This window comes from Alsobacter sp. KACC 23698 (assembly GCF_045348435.1).
Taxonomy (GTDB): Bacteria; Pseudomonadota; Alphaproteobacteria; order Rhizobiales; family Beijerinckiaceae; genus Alsobacter.
Window position 1 is genome coordinate 3,121,809 of the sequence record NZ_CP157484.1, and the last position, 13,898, is coordinate 3,135,706.

The following is a 13,898-nucleotide window of genomic DNA, read 5'->3' on the forward strand; positions in this document are numbered from 1 at the left end:
TTGGGACTTCAAGGCTACGGTGGAGATCCAGCCGACCCGCCTTCCTCTCCGGGAGCGATGGATCTGGGAACAGGACCTGACCGCTTCCGTATGACCCCCGAACAGTTCATCTCGAAGTGGAAGGCCGTTGCAGTAGGCGAGAGGGCCGCTGCTCAGTCCCACTTCATCGACCTCTGCCGCCTCCTGGATGAGCCCGCTCCCACCGACGTTGATCCGAAAGGGGACTGGTACGCCTTCGAGAAGGGAGCCACGAAGACCACCGGAGGCGAAGGCTGGGCAGACGTATGGAAGCGCGGATGCTTCGCCTGGGAGTACAAGGGCAAGCGCAAGGACCTGAACGCTGCCTTCGTACAACTCCAGCAGTACGCCTTGGCCCTTGAGAACCCTCCACTCCTGGTCGTCTCGGACATCGAACGGTTCAGGATTGCGACCAACTGGACCAACACGGTCAGCAAGGTCTACGAGTTCCACTTGGACGACCTCAGCAAGCCGGATGCTCGGGATGCGCTGAAGTCAGTCCTATCAGCACCCGACAACCTCCGTCCCGGCAAGACACGTCAGGCGCTCACCGAGGAAGCGGCTGGAGAGTTCGCCCGGCTGGCACAACGGCTCCGTGAGCAGGGCCATCCCGCCGACGTGGTGGCCCACTTCGTCAACCGGCTGGTCTTTTGCATGTTCGCGGAAGACGTGGATCTCCTGCCCAACAAGATGTTCAGGCGGATGCTCGACGCCAGCCTGAGCGCCCCTGACCGCTTTGCAACGATGGCCCGAGGGCTGTTCGGGGCCATGCGTGGGGGTGGCATGATCGGCTTCGAGCATGTCGCTTGGTTCAACGGTGGGCTCTTCGACGATGACACCGCCCTCCCCCTCACGAAGGAGGATGTTCAACTCGCGCTGAAGGTCGCGGATCTGGACTGGGCTGAGATTGACCCGTCCATCTTCGGAACCCTCTTCGAGCGCGGGCTGGATCCCGACAAGCGATCCCAGCTTGGTGCTCACTATACCGACAGGGACAAGATCAAGCTCATTGTGGATGCGGTGGTCGTCGAGCCGCTAACTGCTGAGTGGGAGGGCACTAAGGGGAGGCTCTCTGCGGCCCTTCAGAAGGCCCAGGAGGCCAAGAGCCGGTCCACCCAGACGAAGGCGGAAGGAGAAGCCGTTCGCCTCCTGAGAGACTTCCTGGGGCGGCTGAGGAGCTTCACGGTTCTCGACCCGGCGTGTGGCTCGGGGAACTTCCTCTACCTCGCCCTCCTGGCGCTGAAGGACCTGGAGCACAAGGTCAGCCTGGAAGCTGAAGCCCTCAGCCCACGCATCTTCGCACGCGAGTTTCCGCACATTGGGCCGGGGTCGGTGAAGGGGATCGAGATCAACCCTTATGCTGCTGAACTGGCCCGCGTGAGCATCTGGATCGGTGAGATCCAGTGGATGCAGCGTAATGGCTTCAATGTTTCCAGAGATCCGATCCTGAAGCCGCTTGTGACGATTGAGTGTCGAGACGCGCTGCTGAACGGTGACGGCAGCGAAGCAAAGTGGCCAACGGCTGACAGCATCATCGGCAACCCACCCTTTCTCGGAAGCAAACTGCTACGGCGCGGCCTTGGTGACACCTACGTTGATCAGTTGTTCGACCAGTATGACAACCGCGTGTCTCCCGAGGCGGACCTTGTCGCCTATTAATTCGAGAAAGCACAAGTGCAACTCAAGGCTGGAGCCGCCAATAGGGTCGGACTGGTATCGACAAACTCCATCCGAAACGGAGCAAGCCGCCGAGTACTTGAGCGGTTGATTGAAGTTGCTCCGATCTTCGAGGCGTGGTCCGACGAGCCTTGGGTGGTGGACGGTGCCGCAGTCCGTGTCTCCTTGGTCTGCTGTGGACGGGAGAAGCAAAACCTCCGGCTCAACGGAAATTCGGTTTCGGTAATCAACGCAGACTTGACCGCTCTGGCGAGTGACCTGACCCTGGCAGGATCGCTTCATGAGAATACCGGCATCTCTTTTCAGGGGTTCACTAAGGGTGGTCCTTTCGAAATTGATGGGCTAACGGCCCGGCAGTGGTTGTTGGAACCGGTGAACCCAAACGGACGCGGAAACGCAGACGTTCTGCGTCCAATCAAAAGCGGCGGCGATCTGGTCAAGCGCCGCGAAGAGGCATGGGTTGTAGACTTTTCAGGCCAGACCCAAGACGCCGCGTCTTTGTACCAATCTCCTTTCGAGCAAATCGCGAAGGTCGTGAAGCCCTTCCGCGCCCTCAACAAACGCCCGATCTACCGTGACCGCTGGTGGATTTTTGCAGAGGCTCGACCCGGCTTGAGAAAAGCGACGGCCACGCTCAATCGGTGCATCGTGACGCCAAAGGTCTCACGCCACCGCGTTTTCTTGTGGCTCCATCCCAGGGTTGCACCAGACAACTTGGTGATAGCGATCGCCAGGGATGACGATACTACATTTGGCGTCCTGCACTCTCGTTTTCACGAGCGTTGGTCGCTGGTCAGGGGGGCGTTTGTCGGAGCCGGAAACGATCCTACGTACACGCCGACATCCACGTTCGAGACCTTTCCCTTCCCCGCTGGCCTTACCCCTGACCGGCCCGCCGCCTCGTATGCGACGGATCCACGAGCCATTCGAATTGCATCAGCAGCGCAGACCCTCAACCGCCTTCGAGAGAACTGGCTGAACCCCTCAGACCTCGTGAAGCGGGTCCCGGAGGTTGTGCCCGGCTTCCCCGACAGGATCCTCCCTGTGAACGCCGCCGCCGCCGAAGTCCTCAAGAAGCGCACCCTCACGAGCCTCTATAACCAGCGCCCGACGTGGCTCGCCAACGCACACGCGGAACTCGACGCTGCCGTTGCAGCTGCCTACGGGTGGCCTGAGGACATTGGCGAGGAGGACGCTCTGGAGCGGCTGCTGAAGCTGAACCTAGAGAGGTCGAAGGGAAGCTGACCGCAGGGCAAAGTGAGATGGCTGACCTGGACAAGTTGGAAGCTGCAATTCGGAGAATGGACCCGCTTGAGCGTGGCGATTTTCTGGCAATTACACTGGCGAGGCTCGAAGCGAAACCAGAGGCCTCATATGTTCTCAACCGGATCGAGAGAGTGTGGAGGGATGAGGCCTACTTCCTACCCCCTGGTTTCGACCGTGAACGGCCCGATCCGGGGCTCCTGAAGTGCTTGGGTTACAGGGTTGGACGGACGCAGGGGCAACCGGCCCAGATCCGCATAATGATCATCTTCTTCCTGCTCTCGGCGGAGACCTTGCCGCCGGTGAAGGACGCACTCTACATGGGAGAATGGGGGGACGCTTGGAGCAGGAAGCGGCTCGACAAATTCGTTCGGGTGCAGAAACGATTGATTGAAGAAGCTGCGGAAGACTACCGACAGGACTTAGCAATCGCAGAACGTGAGGAAGACATCAAAGTGGCTAGATGGGCCTGGGAACAATATAATGAGAAAGGGATTGGCGGTGTGTGATGGTGTCCTTCTGGCGAAAAACCGTTTCGAGGCATCAACAAACGTGTGTCGGCGGCTCCCCCCATGCCCCCCTTACGCGCTCTGAACCATGACCCGGAAACCGCCCTCCGAGCACCTGTTCGCCCTCGCCCTCGACCTTCAGGAGATGCTCGTTGATCATGTTACCGGCGGCTCTGGTAACAACGATGCCTACGTCTCGATGCGGAAGGAGTTGTGCTCGCGGCAAGGAGTGAAGTCCCTGCTCCCGGGCTTTGTGATCGACAGCCACTCGCTCTCGGCGGTCTGGAGTTGGGTGAAGCCACGATACGGGACCTACGCTCAACGGCGTGTGTTCATCAGAGACGTGTTTCAGCCTCTCCTGAAGCACCTTGAGTTCGACTATGCCGCGCCGCTCGACCAGGGCACCTCACAAGCCCTCAAGACCTTCGACGAAGCTGGCGTTCACGCTGCATGGGAGAAGGCTCTCAGTCGTCGCGCGGAAGATCCCGAGGGAGCCATCACTGCCGCGCGGACCCTCCTGGAGACCGTGTGCAAGCGGATCGTGGAGGAGCTAACCGGATCTGTGGACGACGGGGCTGACCTTCCGAAGCTCTACCGACAGACGGCGGAGAGGCTGAATTTGGCCCCTACGCAGCACACCGAACAGGTCTTCAAATCCATTCTCCAGAGCTGCATGACGGTTGTTAAAGACCTTGGTGAACTGCGGAACAAGGTTGGTGACGCGCACGGGAAAGTTGCACGACAAGTCAGGCCAGCCCCGCGCCATGCCGAACTGGCGGTGAACTTAGCTGGCAGCCTCAGTGCCTTTCTGGTGCAGACATTCGAAGCCAGGAACAATGAGAAAGGGCCTCAGTGAGGGCCAAGTCGAACTGGCGTCCACTCGTCGCCTTCGCGCGTCGCCCAAGCCAAGGTCGTGGCAACGAAGCTCGACCGTCTCGCGCGTTTCACAAGGCAGATTAGTGTCGTGCTACCTGGCTTATACCTGAGAACTTGACGCGTTGAAGGCTAATCGTCGGTCCACGATCCCGTGACAAGCGGCCTGAATACCCTTTTGTTTCCGCCCCGCATCTGAGGCCGCATCCACGAAAGCGGGGCGATGTTTCACCCCCCATGGGGGCTCCGAATGCCTCGCGAGAGGCCCTCAGAAGGCCTTTGCCTTGGTGAGCTTGACGATGCGATAGGGACATCTGAATTGATTTGCATAATTGCCAAACGTTGGTATGGTGATTGTGCAAGTCACCTAGGACACCAGCATGACCCGAGCCGCTGTCGCCTACTTCCGTGTTTCCACCAAGCGTCAGGGCAAGTCAGGGCTTGGCCTGGAAGCTCAGCGGGAGGCCGTGAGCAGGTTCGCTGAGGCTGAGGGCCTCCAGATCGTCTCTGAGTTCACGGACGTGGAGACAGGTAAGGGGTCAGACGCGCTTGAGGCCCGTCCCCAGCTTGCGGCTGCCATCGGGGCAGCTCAGCGAAGCAAGGACTGTCGCGTGATCGTGGCCAAGCTGGACCGCCTCAGCCGTGACGTTCACTTCATCTCCGGTCTCATGCGCCACCGTGTTCCGTTCGTGGTCACCGAGCTTGGTCCTGACGCAGATCCCTTCATGCTGCACATCTACGCGGCCATCGCGGAGAAGGAGGCACGGATGATCTCTGAGCGGACCAAGGCTGCCCTGACGGCTGCCAAGGCCCGTGGAGTGAAGCTGGGCAACCCTCTGGGGGCTACTCACCTCAAGGGCCGTGGCAACGTGGAGGCGGTGAGCGCGATCAGGAGAGGCGCTGATGATCGTGCAGGGGCGCTCAGGGCCATCGTTGAGGACCTAAAGGCCAAGGGGATCACGTCAGCCAACGGCATAGCGAAGGCGCTGAACGAGGCCGACGTGAGCACCGCACGGGGTGGAAAGTGGACGGCCAGGAGCGTCCTGAACCTGCTGGAGAGGCTGTGAGGGATTTGGTGGCGGGGACGGACCAGCGCCAATTACGGCCACCTATCGGTAAACCCACAGCCTGATTAGGGCGGGCTATCGGGATAGTGAGCCAACTGGCTATCGGAATACCCCCGACGATTACCCCCACCTATCGGTAAACCCCCGGACGATTACCCCGCCCTATCGGAAAAAGACGCGCGGTGGATCGAGCGTCTGCGTGTGGTCGGGTGTACCCCCAATTACACTTCATGAAAATGTGAAATACGCCTCCGGCTCTGAAGCCATCTGGGCGTATGACGGTCAGCCGTCGCGCTCATCCGCCCCAGGCCGAGGCGGGCGTAACGCCGCATCCGATTACGGCCCCCTATCGGAATAACAGACCATTCTTCGCGACCCTCAGCAGCCACGCTGACTGATCTCTCACACCCCTGAGCCACCACAAGCCGACATCTGGCGTCGACGCTCAGGGCACCATTACTGCCTCTTCCTCCGACATTTCGGGACCTATCATCATGAACAAGCCATGCTGCGTGGCGGGTTGCGCCAACGCCGTGACTGGACGCTGGAGCATCCGCTGCCACGCTCACGAGAAGGCGCACCGTCGCCACGGACACAGCCTCCAGAAGGCTGTCACCAAGCACATGCTCAAGCCCTACGTGAAGCGGGTGGAAGAGCGCATCGAGAAGAACCAGGACAAGATCATCTGGTCCGCTGTGGAAGCCCGGTGGCTTGCTAACGTCGAGAACGCGAAGCGGATCTGGGGAGACTTCTACGCCGGGAAGGCTGGGTCAGGCTGGGAGCGTGAGGCGGCTGCCTCCGTTCTGAAGCTGGCTGACAACGTCCAGCCCATGACCGTCGTGAAGACCGTGTTGGCCCTCTACCTCCTGGAAAGGGACAACCCTCACTTCTTCCAGGACGACCGTGCGCTGCGCTTCCAGATCACCCGCAGGGTGCGAGGACTGACGAAGCTGAATGCTGGCAGCTACTGGGACGCCAAGGCCAACGGAAACCGGCTGGTCTACAAGGACCTCCACCCGAAGGCCGCTGAGTTCTTCGCTCAGTGGATCGTTCAGACCCTCGGCCCCGTAGGGGTCCACCTCCAGCACCTTGAAGACCGTGAAGTTGAGATCAAGCGCAGGGCTGAGGCGGACTTCCGTGAGGCCCTGAGCGAACTGGCCTGACCAGCCAGACGACCTCACCCCTGATTGCCCCACCCTCCCAGAGAAACAGCCCCGTGGCCACCACCACGAGGACGATGACGGCTGACCACACACCATCCCGAACCCGAGGAGACCACCATGCCCCAGGAGTACACCGCAGAGACCCTCGACCGTCGTTCGGGCGACCTCACCACCACATCACTTGGCGTCTGGAAGACCGTGTCCGAGCTGGCCACCGACTACCAGTGTGGCCCTCGTGAGTTCCGGGTGATCTTGAAGGCCATGAACCTTCTCGCTTCAGAGGGGAGACATGGATGGCAGAGGCTGACCCACGAAGCTGTGGCCATGGGCTATGGCAAGAGGCTGACCCCCAAGAGGACCAAGAACGGCAAGCTGTACCCCTTCGACGTGATCTCCCCCCTGGGTCAGGCGCTCATTGCCTCCCTGTGGGATGAGGCAAGGGCTGAGGTCGAAGCTGCGAAGAGGAGCAAGCCTTCTGTGAGAGCCGCTGAGGCCCGTCTGTGGTCCTTCGCGGAAGGGAGACGGAGGACGATGACCGTACAGGAACAGGTCTGCTGGCTCCTGGACCATCACCCCAGCCTGACCCTCTCGGAGGTCTCCCTCATCACCAGTTCTGACCTCAAGCTGGTCTCCAAGTACGCCAAGCTCCGCAGGGAGCAGCGGGAGTACCTGACGAGGCAGAAGACTAAGGAGCTACCCCGGATCCCTGATGATGCTGGGTGGTCTTTGACTGAGAAGGAGATGAGGGAGGCCGCCCATGTGGGGCTGTCCATCCTCCCTCGCTTCTTCAACCAATCCAAGGCTGTCGCCTTTGACCTGTATGGGATCGAGGGTGATGTCTGGACGCAAGAAACCCTGAAGGCAGCCTAAGGCGAAGCCCTCAGGGCTTTGATCAGTTGATCGGACTATATTACCCAAGCACTCGCCTTGGTGAAAACACGACTTCATCAAGTCAACCGAGATGGTCTTCACCCCCACGGGGGCTGTGCAAATTCGACGCTAACAACCTTTTTCAACCCTGGAAGATCTCCTCCTTCCACCTTTCCTAACCTCAAAGACAAAGACCAATGACCAAGACCAACGGTGGGGGTTGTCCCCGCCGCCGCCACCTCGCGACTGTACGAGCCAAGTTCCTTCGCCTCTACAAGGAAGGCCACCTCATCGACCCCAAGACCGGGAAGTGGATGAGCACCTACTACCTTGGTCGGCTCCTAGACGTTCCAGGGTCCACAGCCAAGCGGTGGATCGACAAGCACTGTCCTGACTACGCCGCTGCGCTGGCAGCCCGTGGCAAGAACGACAAGGCCACTGTCGAGGCCAAGAAGGCCGCCATGAGGGCCTTGATCGAAGCTGGGGAGCACGTCTCCTCGTGCGGCTTCTTCATGCCCGCCTACCTCCTAGCACATGACCTGAACATCTCCCCGACCACCTTCATGAAGTGGGCCTGGGAAATGGCCCCTGAGCTGGCAGCTCGGTGGCGAGAGGGCCACTGCAATCACTGGCGGACAGCTCCGTCCGCCGAGATGGAGGCCCAACGCGCCAACCAGCGGGCCTCTGCCAGGAAGCAACGTCAGTACAGTCGAAGGACCAACACCCGTCGCCTTAACGAGATGCGGCGTGAACTCGACACCAAACACCACAACACAGAGACAACTGATGACACCCGATAAAGAAACCTGCCTTGCTCAGTACGAACAGAGCATCGTTCGCGACGAGATCGACCGCATGATCAGCTACATCAATCCGAAAGATGGGGCTCTCATGCGGCGAAGAGAGTTCGCGCGACTGGTCAAGCCCGGTCGCAACATCGATGGCGCTGACGCCACGAACTTCATCGGCGACTGTGAGGACATGCTGGAGCAGTCCAGCCATCTCACGCCGCCTCACGTCAAGTTCCTGGACTTCGTCCTTCGCACGCGCGTGAAGACCGACATCCATTCCTTCGACGTGAGGCGGTCCTGAAGGGGCTCCTGTAGCCCACCCAAGAGGGAGAGGCTGCCATGCATGGCCTCTCCCCTCCCCTTGAGCAGCAGGATGCGCCCTGCAACATGGCACCCGGTAGTCCCGAGCCACTACACTTCATTAAACACGCTTGTCGTGACCGCCTGGCTCGTTAACATCCGAGCTTCGCCCAGCGGGAGTGACGCCATGCGCTACCTGCTCATCGAGACCCACAAGGGTGACCTCCTCTTCGACTACAACAAGCTCGCTCAGGGTCTGTTCGACCGTGAGGAGATCGTGCGTCGAGAGCCCGGATCAGTGCGAAAGATGCTGCATGAGCAGCATGTCGACTACGCGTGGGATCCGAGGCGACCTCGTCGCGCCTTGGTGGAGCCCTCCGATGATCGACAGTGCAAGGCGTTCAAGCTGGCGTGCTTGGACAGCACCCCCGATCTGTCTACTTGACCGGCCACCCGGAAGAACTGTGAACGGGTGGGCTGGGGATCCACCCGGTCGACGTATGGCGCGGGACGCGAAATAGGGTCACTCTACATGCGCCTTTGCCCTTCACGCAGCAGACAACAGGAGGGGAACATGAAAGCGTCATCTCTGAGCTTCCAGGCAGCCGTCTTGTTGGTCCTGGTCGGAATGGGGTGGGGCATCGCGATGGCAGCGTCTGGCGACCACTCAACCATGCCCGCTCACGCGCACCTCAACCTTCTGGGCTGGGTCTCGTTGTTCCTGTTCGGCATCTTTTACCACCTCCACCCGAACCTGGATCGGAGCCGAGCGGCGCTCGTACAGGTCTGGACCTGGATCGTCGCCACAGTGGTCCTGGTCGTAGGGGTTGGCCTCATTCATACCGGTCGGACAGCGGGAGATCCTATCGCCGCCGTCTCGTCCCTGGTGGTCTTTGGTGACATGGCCTTCTTTGGCTGGCTGGTGTACCGGCGGAACCGGGCTGGCGAGGTGCGTTCGGCGGTTCCGGCTGAGTAGATAGACCTCGTCGTCGCGGCTCGGCAAAGCGACTGGCAGCGCAACTACTGCGGACGCGCCATGCCCCCCGCGCTTGTCATCACGCCGTTGTAGTAGAAGTCCGCACGGCGGCGACGGTCGTCCAATGAAAATGGCTCAGGAAAAGGGGGCACTCCGCGATCTGCGAACAGCTCCCAGAAGTACTCCTCGGACAGGGGCTCGCTTTCGGCTCTTGCGATGAGGGGTTGCATCGGAAGCCACTCAGTTCCGGCGAGCGGAAAGACATAGGCGACCGAGGGCAGCCATAGCACAGGCATGCCTACCAGGCTGCGGAACATCCGCGCCTCCCAACGGTACGTGATGCAGAACGGAACACGCGCACGAGGCTCTTCCGATACCTCGTGCGCGCTGCGCTAGTCAGCCTTGCCGAGAGCCCTGACCGCCCCCTTGCTGACCGGAGCGCCCCTTCTGCTCGTCCCGATGCTCCTGCTGGCCCTGCTGTCCGCTCTGACCGCCGCGCTGGCTCTGCTGGTCATTGCGATTGCGGTCTTCGTGTTGACCGGCTTGCCCGCCTTGCTGACCGCTGCGCTTGTTCTGCTGGTCGCGATCTTGATTGTTCTGTGTGGCCATGGCGCGTCCTCCCGTGGGACTGATTGCGCCCCCGACCTTGAGGTTGCTACAAAAGCTGACCGTGGCAAGTCGAAAAGATAGGCAACGGGCTACCACCGCCGAGAGGGCTGAGGCATTCCAAGTTCGTTGGCTACCACCTCCACCCGAACCTCGACCGACAGCCATTCTACATTTAGGGGATCGGTCTTTCGGCGGCTTCGCCTAAGCCCGTCCATCGGACTGGTTATTCGCGCTGTGTGGCTGGACCGAACATTGGCGCGGCAAGGATCGCTTCCATGTGGAGTACCGTCTCACCGGTATTGTGGAAGCCATGTCGATGGCCCGCTGGTACGATCACAGATTGTCCGGCGGTCAGGGCAGCGCGCTCCTCATTAATCCAGACTTCGGCGCGGCCAGCCAGAACGGTCAGCACCTCTTCGACCGTGTGAAGATGAGGAGGCGCGCCGCAACCAGGGTCACACCATTGCTCGAAGACACACAGTTGCTCCGCACCCGTTGCGGTCGAAATGCGCATACGCGTGAGAACGCCGGGTCTCCACAGCGCCCGCTCCTGTCCCCCGTGGTCGATGACGCGCATTGCCTCAAGCCTGAGCCATCACGCCGATAACTGTTCGATCATACTCCCGGTCGGGGGGAAGCGTCACGTCATTGAAGACATGCCCCGCGCGAGATCACGCAACGAGTGATCCGTGGAGACTAATTGCGGATCGGACTTGGGCGGAAGCAGATCTCGATGAGATCGATGTTGTCGCACACCCGCCAGCAACCAATCGGGGCTTTCGCTCTGCTGGACGCTGCTCGAACTTGATGGCCGGTTCCCAAGGCCAACCTGCAAGGCAGTAGCCATCCGTCTTGGGAACCTACTCCTCGATGCGCTCCATGCGCCTGAGTGCCTGCTTGAAGCTCAAGACCTCTGGATGGACCACCGGCATCTTGGGCAGCTCGTTGATCGTGACCACTGGTTCAAGCTCCCGAGCTACCAACGTCCTGAGCTTCCAACACGCTTCGTGCTGGGCGGTCAGCTTCGGACTAACCGCCCATCCCGTGGTGATGTACCGCGCTCGAATGGGTTGGTCGTAGAGAACTGCCCGTTCACAGATGTCCTCCAGTCGTTTGATCCTGGGGAGACCTCGCTTTCGGCAATGTTTCAGCAGCTTGGCGAGTTGGTGCCCGAACTTCTGAGAGCCGAGCTTCTCCTCGGAGACGCCGTGGTGACGAAGGAAGCTCTTCAGATACAGTTCGATTGCGTGGAAGTAGAGATAGGCGACCGGGGCGTTGAAGAAGCCTCGATCCGGCTTCTCTTCCCTGTGCAATAGGGCCGCGTCATAGAAGTATGCGTCGCCGTAATGGAGCCAAGCACGTGCGGCCTCGTCACGCTTCTTCGGCTTCCCGTCTTCCGCCATTTCCCCTCCTGCGCCGCCCAACCTACCGCCACGCCCCGAACAGTTGCGCTCTCGACACTATGATCGTTGGTGATGGCTCCTGCCGTGTCCATTCGCTTAGGCGCTCAGGCATCAGCCCTGGCGCTCGTAGTTAGGGCACTTGATCTTGAGCCAACGTGGATCTCTCCCAGCTCTGTACGGCGCGTCCAGGCGCTTCGATACGATACCCTCAAGCCCCATGGCACAGGCGTGGCGAAGTAGGGCCGATCCGGTAGGTCCGTCCAGGGCCTCTGAGAAGAGGATGTGGCCCGAGCTGCCCTTCACTGCCTCTTCAAGCAGGGCTCTACGTTCGACCAATGGACGCGAGCGGAGATCGCTACCATCGAGCTCCAACAGGTCGAAGGCGACCAGCACCGCTTCGGGCTGTCTGTACGTCGACCTGAGCCCGTGGAAGTCCTGAAGGCCGCTCTCGTGGCCAAGGATCATCTCACCATCAATAGCTATCGACGTAGCCGCGAGGTGTGAGAGGTCGGTAGCGACCCCCATGAACGCCTGTGTCCAGGACAGGCCATGACGGCTCCACAGGTCTATGCGGTCACCTTGCCGTCGGGCCAACATACGATAGCCGTCATACTTCACCTCATGCTGCCACTGTGGGCCTTCAGGGACCTTGTGGGAGAGGATCGGCTGACAGAGTGGAACGAAGGCCGCTGGAGGGGGGCGGCGTGCTCGGACGGGGGTGGATTGCCAACGCATGAACCATCATGCGGGCCAGCCCCGGATGGTTCAACTGGGGCCAACGCTCAACTCGGGCTCAGTGAGCTGTTCGCCATGGCGGTCCACGAACTGCCTGAGAAGAACGAGGCCAATGCCCGTCACTAAGGCTTGGGGAGAGGTCCTTCGGGCTCCTCCCCTGCCCTTCCGATCTGTTCGTTTTCAGAAGCAGCACAGCGTGTGGGGTATAAGGCCGTCCCCGCGTGTGGGGTATGAGCCGGAATTCCAAATACAAATCAACGACTTAGAAAAATGGCGGAGACGGAGGGATTCGAACCCTCGATAGGGCTTTACAACCCTATAACGGTTTAGCAAACCGCCGCCTTCAGCCTCTCGGCCACGTCTCCAGCGCGGGAACCTCTAGGCGATCATCGCGGTGGGGTCAACGGCGCAAACGCGGCTTGCGCCGGAGGGCCGCCGGCTCAGTGCAACTGCAGCCACATGCGGGCGGCCCGCTGGGCGTCGGCGATCTCGGCGGCGGTCATTTCGGCGGCCACCTCGGCGCGCAGCGCCAGGGCGTCGCGGCAGCCGCGGACGGCCGCGATGTTGAGCCACTTGTGCGCGGCGATGCGGTCCACCTCCACCGAGCGGCCGGCGGCGTACATCATCCCGAGTTCGAGGAAGGCGACGCCGTCCATCTCGGGCGAAGCGATCGAGGCCATGTCGGCCGTGGACATTTCGAAGCGAGCCATGGTCCTGATTCCCTGTCGGGCCCCTCTTGGGGGCTGAATACTTGGGGCGCCATCAATGGATGCTCGATGTCGCCTTGAACAATCACAGTTGATCGCTTTTTCTTCAAAAGCGCCCTAATAAGGAGCGTGAATCGTTCCTTTTCGATTCCATACGAAGAGATTAAGTTCACCCGGCGTTGACGATGGGCGCGCGCCGAATCTGAGGAAACGCCTTGGTCCCGCGCGTCCGGGCGCATCGGCGCGTCCTGCGCCGTTTCACGCTTCATTGACTCTGGATCGCGAAGCCGGCGCCCGCCGCGGCCCAGGTCGCGGCGCGCTTCGCTTTGCTCGACCATGCTGCGAGAAGGTGGAAACCGGCTCTTCGCGCCAAAGCATGCGGCCGCCAGGACACGAGAGCATGCGGTGTTTCCGTCGAAACACAGCATGCTCTAGACTGCCCTGAACGGCGCCGCCGGAGCGCCGACGGGAGGACGCGGACGATGGCTGGATGGCGCAAGACGGGATGGATCGGCGTGGCCCTGGCGCTCGGGGGCGCGCCCCTGGCGGCCGAAGCGGCCGACGCCACGGGCCTGTGGCTGCGCGGCACCGGGACGGCCCGGATCAGGATCGTCAATTGCGGCGGCGCGCTGTGCGGCACGGTCACCTGGCTGAAGGAGCCGAACGGGCCCGACGGCAAGCCCCGCGTCGACGACCAGAATCCAGACCCCGCCAAGCGCGGCCGCCCGGCGCTCGGCCTGCCCGTCATCCTGGGCATGAAGCCCACCGGCAAGGCCGACCAGTGGAAGGGCGAGGTCTACAAGGCCGACGAGGGAAAGACCTATTCGGGCTATCTCACCGTCCTGGGCCCGCGTGAGCTGAAGCTCGAGGGCTGCGTCCTCGGCGGGATGATCTGCAAGGCCGAGACGCTCTCCAGGGTCGAGTGACGCGCCCCCTC

18 protein-coding genes and 1 tRNA gene are annotated in these 13,898 nt (G+C 61.2%); 12 read left to right on the top strand and 7 right to left on the bottom strand.

Annotation, left to right across the window (positions count from 1 at the left end; translation table 11 throughout):
• The first annotated feature begins 90 nt into the window (after nt 1–90).
• The 11 genes from ABEG18_RS14640 to ABEG18_RS14690 all read left to right on the top strand — a co-directional run bounded on the left by ABEG18_RS14640 (nt 91) and on the right by ABEG18_RS14690 (nt 9,507).
• Nucleotides 91–1,677 carry a DNA methyltransferase gene (locus ABEG18_RS14640; protein ID WP_406853790.1) on the top strand — a complete coding sequence of 529 codons (1,587 nt, stop codon included), beginning with the start codon at nt 91–93 and terminating at the stop codon, nt 1,675–1,677.
• Nucleotides 1,678–1,692: 15 nt separating this feature from the next.
• Entirely contained in the window at nt 1,693–2,940 is a 1,248-nt protein-coding gene (locus ABEG18_RS14645) for a hypothetical protein (RefSeq protein ID WP_406853791.1), read from the top strand.
• 17 nt (nt 2,941–2,957) lie between these two features.
• The gene (locus ABEG18_RS14650) at nt 2,958–3,467 is read left to right on the top strand and encodes a hypothetical protein (RefSeq protein WP_406853792.1); all 510 of its coding nucleotides are present in this window, start codon (nt 2,958–2,960) and stop codon (nt 3,465–3,467) included.
• 88 nt (nt 3,468–3,555) lie between these two features.
• Entirely contained in the window at nt 3,556–4,323 is a 768-nt protein-coding gene (locus tag ABEG18_RS14655) for an abortive infection family protein (RefSeq protein ID WP_406853793.1), read from the top strand.
• 397 nt (nt 4,324–4,720) lie between these two features.
• Nucleotides 4,721–5,407, top strand: coding sequence for a recombinase family protein (locus tag ABEG18_RS14660; protein ID WP_406853794.1), 687 nt, complete (start codon nt 4,721–4,723; stop codon nt 5,405–5,407).
• A 623-nt stretch (nt 5,408–6,030) separates the two neighbouring features.
• Nucleotides 6,031–6,570 (top strand): hypothetical protein, encoded by a 540-nt coding sequence (locus tag ABEG18_RS14665; RefSeq protein WP_406853795.1) that lies wholly within the window; start codon nt 6,031–6,033, stop codon nt 6,568–6,570.
• Nucleotides 6,571–6,687: 117 nt separating this feature from the next.
• On the top strand, nt 6,688–7,440 hold the full coding sequence (locus ABEG18_RS14670) for a hypothetical protein (RefSeq protein ID WP_406853796.1): 753 nt from the start codon (nt 6,688–6,690) through the stop codon (nt 7,438–7,440).
• Nucleotides 7,441–7,637: 197 nt separating this feature from the next.
• Nucleotides 7,638–8,240, top strand: coding sequence for a hypothetical protein (locus tag ABEG18_RS14675; protein ID WP_406853797.1), 603 nt, complete (start codon nt 7,638–7,640; stop codon nt 8,238–8,240).
• The gene (locus tag ABEG18_RS14680; protein ID WP_406853798.1) at nt 8,227–8,532 is read left to right on the top strand and encodes a hypothetical protein; all 306 of its coding nucleotides are present in this window, start codon (nt 8,227–8,229) and stop codon (nt 8,530–8,532) included. Before ABEG18_RS14675 ends, ABEG18_RS14680 begins: the two co-directional genes overlap by 14 nt.
• A gap of 186 nt (nt 8,533–8,718) precedes the next feature.
• Nucleotides 8,719–8,976, top strand: coding sequence for a hypothetical protein (locus ABEG18_RS14685; protein WP_406853799.1), 258 nt, complete (start codon nt 8,719–8,721; stop codon nt 8,974–8,976).
• A 129-nt stretch (nt 8,977–9,105) separates the two neighbouring features.
• Nucleotides 9,106–9,507: a hypothetical protein gene (locus ABEG18_RS14690; RefSeq protein WP_406853800.1), complete on the top strand. Its 402-nt coding sequence runs from the start codon at nt 9,106–9,108 to the stop codon at nt 9,505–9,507.
• Between the two features lie 44 nt (nt 9,508–9,551).
• Here the strand turns inward: ABEG18_RS14690 and ABEG18_RS14695 are convergent, their stop codons facing one another.
• The 7 genes from ABEG18_RS14695 to ABEG18_RS14725 all read right to left on the bottom strand — a co-directional run bounded on the left by ABEG18_RS14695 (nt 9,552) and on the right by ABEG18_RS14725 (nt 12,964).
• A complete protein-coding gene (locus ABEG18_RS14695) occupies nt 9,552–9,824 on the bottom strand; it encodes a hypothetical protein (protein WP_406853801.1) in 273 nt (90 codons plus the stop codon).
• 79 nt (nt 9,825–9,903) lie between these two features.
• A complete protein-coding gene (locus ABEG18_RS14700; RefSeq protein WP_406853802.1) occupies nt 9,904–10,116 on the bottom strand; it encodes a hypothetical protein in 213 nt (70 codons plus the stop codon).
• Between the two features lie 223 nt (nt 10,117–10,339).
• The gene (locus tag ABEG18_RS14705; protein WP_406853803.1) at nt 10,340–10,693 is read right to left on the bottom strand and encodes a cupin domain-containing protein; all 354 of its coding nucleotides are present in this window, start codon (nt 10,691–10,693) and stop codon (nt 10,340–10,342) included.
• Nucleotides 10,694–10,976: 283 nt separating this feature from the next.
• Nucleotides 10,977–11,519, bottom strand: a complete 543-nt coding sequence (locus ABEG18_RS14710) for a hypothetical protein (protein WP_406853804.1) — start codon at nt 11,517–11,519, stop codon at nt 10,977–10,979.
• 111 nt (nt 11,520–11,630) lie between these two features.
• Nucleotides 11,631–12,254, bottom strand: coding sequence for a hypothetical protein (locus ABEG18_RS14715; RefSeq protein ID WP_406853805.1), 624 nt, complete (start codon nt 12,252–12,254; stop codon nt 11,631–11,633).
• A gap of 271 nt (nt 12,255–12,525) precedes the next feature.
• A tRNA-Ser gene (locus tag ABEG18_RS14720) sits at nt 12,526–12,619 on the bottom strand.
• Between the two features lie 75 nt (nt 12,620–12,694).
• Complete coding sequence (locus ABEG18_RS14725) at nt 12,695–12,964, bottom strand: sel1 repeat family protein (RefSeq protein WP_406853806.1); 270 nt, start codon at nt 12,962–12,964, stop codon at nt 12,695–12,697.
• Nucleotides 12,965–13,443: 479 nt separating this feature from the next.
• Between ABEG18_RS14725 and ABEG18_RS14730 the strand changes: the two genes are divergently transcribed.
• Nucleotides 13,444–13,887, top strand: a complete 444-nt coding sequence (locus ABEG18_RS14730; protein ID WP_406853807.1) for a DUF2147 domain-containing protein — start codon at nt 13,444–13,446, stop codon at nt 13,885–13,887.
• The last annotated feature ends 11 nt before the right edge of the window (nt 13,888–13,898 follow it).

Bases quoted from the DNA above. Each gene is read 5' to 3' on its own strand.
- ABEG18_RS14695 (WP_406853801.1), bottom strand. From the start codon at position 9,824: ATGTTCCGCAGCCTGGTAGGCATGCCTGTGCTATGGCTGCCCTCGGTC.
- ABEG18_RS14705 (WP_406853803.1), bottom strand. From the start codon at position 10,693: ATGCGCGTCATCGACCACGGGGGACAGGAGCGGGCGCTGTGGAGACCC.
- ABEG18_RS14685 (WP_406853799.1), top strand. From the start codon at position 8,719: ATGCGCTACCTGCTCATCGAGACCCACAAGGGTGACCTCCTCTTCGAC.
- ABEG18_RS14640 (WP_406853790.1), top strand. From the start codon at position 91: ATGACCCCCGAACAGTTCATCTCGAAGTGGAAGGCCGTTGCAGTAGGC.
- ABEG18_RS14665 (WP_406853795.1), top strand. From the start codon at position 6,031: ATGCTCAAGCCCTACGTGAAGCGGGTGGAAGAGCGCATCGAGAAGAAC.
- ABEG18_RS14675 (WP_406853797.1), top strand. From the start codon at position 7,638: ATGACCAAGACCAACGGTGGGGGTTGTCCCCGCCGCCGCCACCTCGCG.
- ABEG18_RS14680 (WP_406853798.1), top strand. From the start codon at position 8,227: ATGACACCCGATAAAGAAACCTGCCTTGCTCAGTACGAACAGAGCATC.
- ABEG18_RS14690 (WP_406853800.1), top strand. From the start codon at position 9,106: ATGAAAGCGTCATCTCTGAGCTTCCAGGCAGCCGTCTTGTTGGTCCTG.
- ABEG18_RS14660 (WP_406853794.1), top strand. From the start codon at position 4,721: ATGACCCGAGCCGCTGTCGCCTACTTCCGTGTTTCCACCAAGCGTCAG.
- ABEG18_RS14710 (WP_406853804.1), bottom strand. From the start codon at position 11,519: ATGGCGGAAGACGGGAAGCCGAAGAAGCGTGACGAGGCCGCACGTGCT.
- ABEG18_RS14700 (WP_406853802.1), bottom strand. From the start codon at position 10,116: ATGGCCACACAGAACAATCAAGATCGCGACCAGCAGAACAAGCGCAGC.
- ABEG18_RS14715 (WP_406853805.1), bottom strand. From the start codon at position 12,254: ATGCGTTGGCAATCCACCCCCGTCCGAGCACGCCGCCCCCCTCCAGCG.
- ABEG18_RS14655 (WP_406853793.1), top strand. From the start codon at position 3,556: ATGACCCGGAAACCGCCCTCCGAGCACCTGTTCGCCCTCGCCCTCGAC.
- ABEG18_RS14730 (WP_406853807.1), top strand. From the start codon at position 13,444: ATGGCTGGATGGCGCAAGACGGGATGGATCGGCGTGGCCCTGGCGCTC.
- ABEG18_RS14670 (WP_406853796.1), top strand. From the start codon at position 6,688: ATGCCCCAGGAGTACACCGCAGAGACCCTCGACCGTCGTTCGGGCGAC.
- ABEG18_RS14725 (WP_406853806.1), bottom strand. From the start codon at position 12,964: ATGGCTCGCTTCGAAATGTCCACGGCCGACATGGCCTCGATCGCTTCG.
- ABEG18_RS14650 (WP_406853792.1), top strand. From the start codon at position 2,958: ATGGCTGACCTGGACAAGTTGGAAGCTGCAATTCGGAGAATGGACCCG.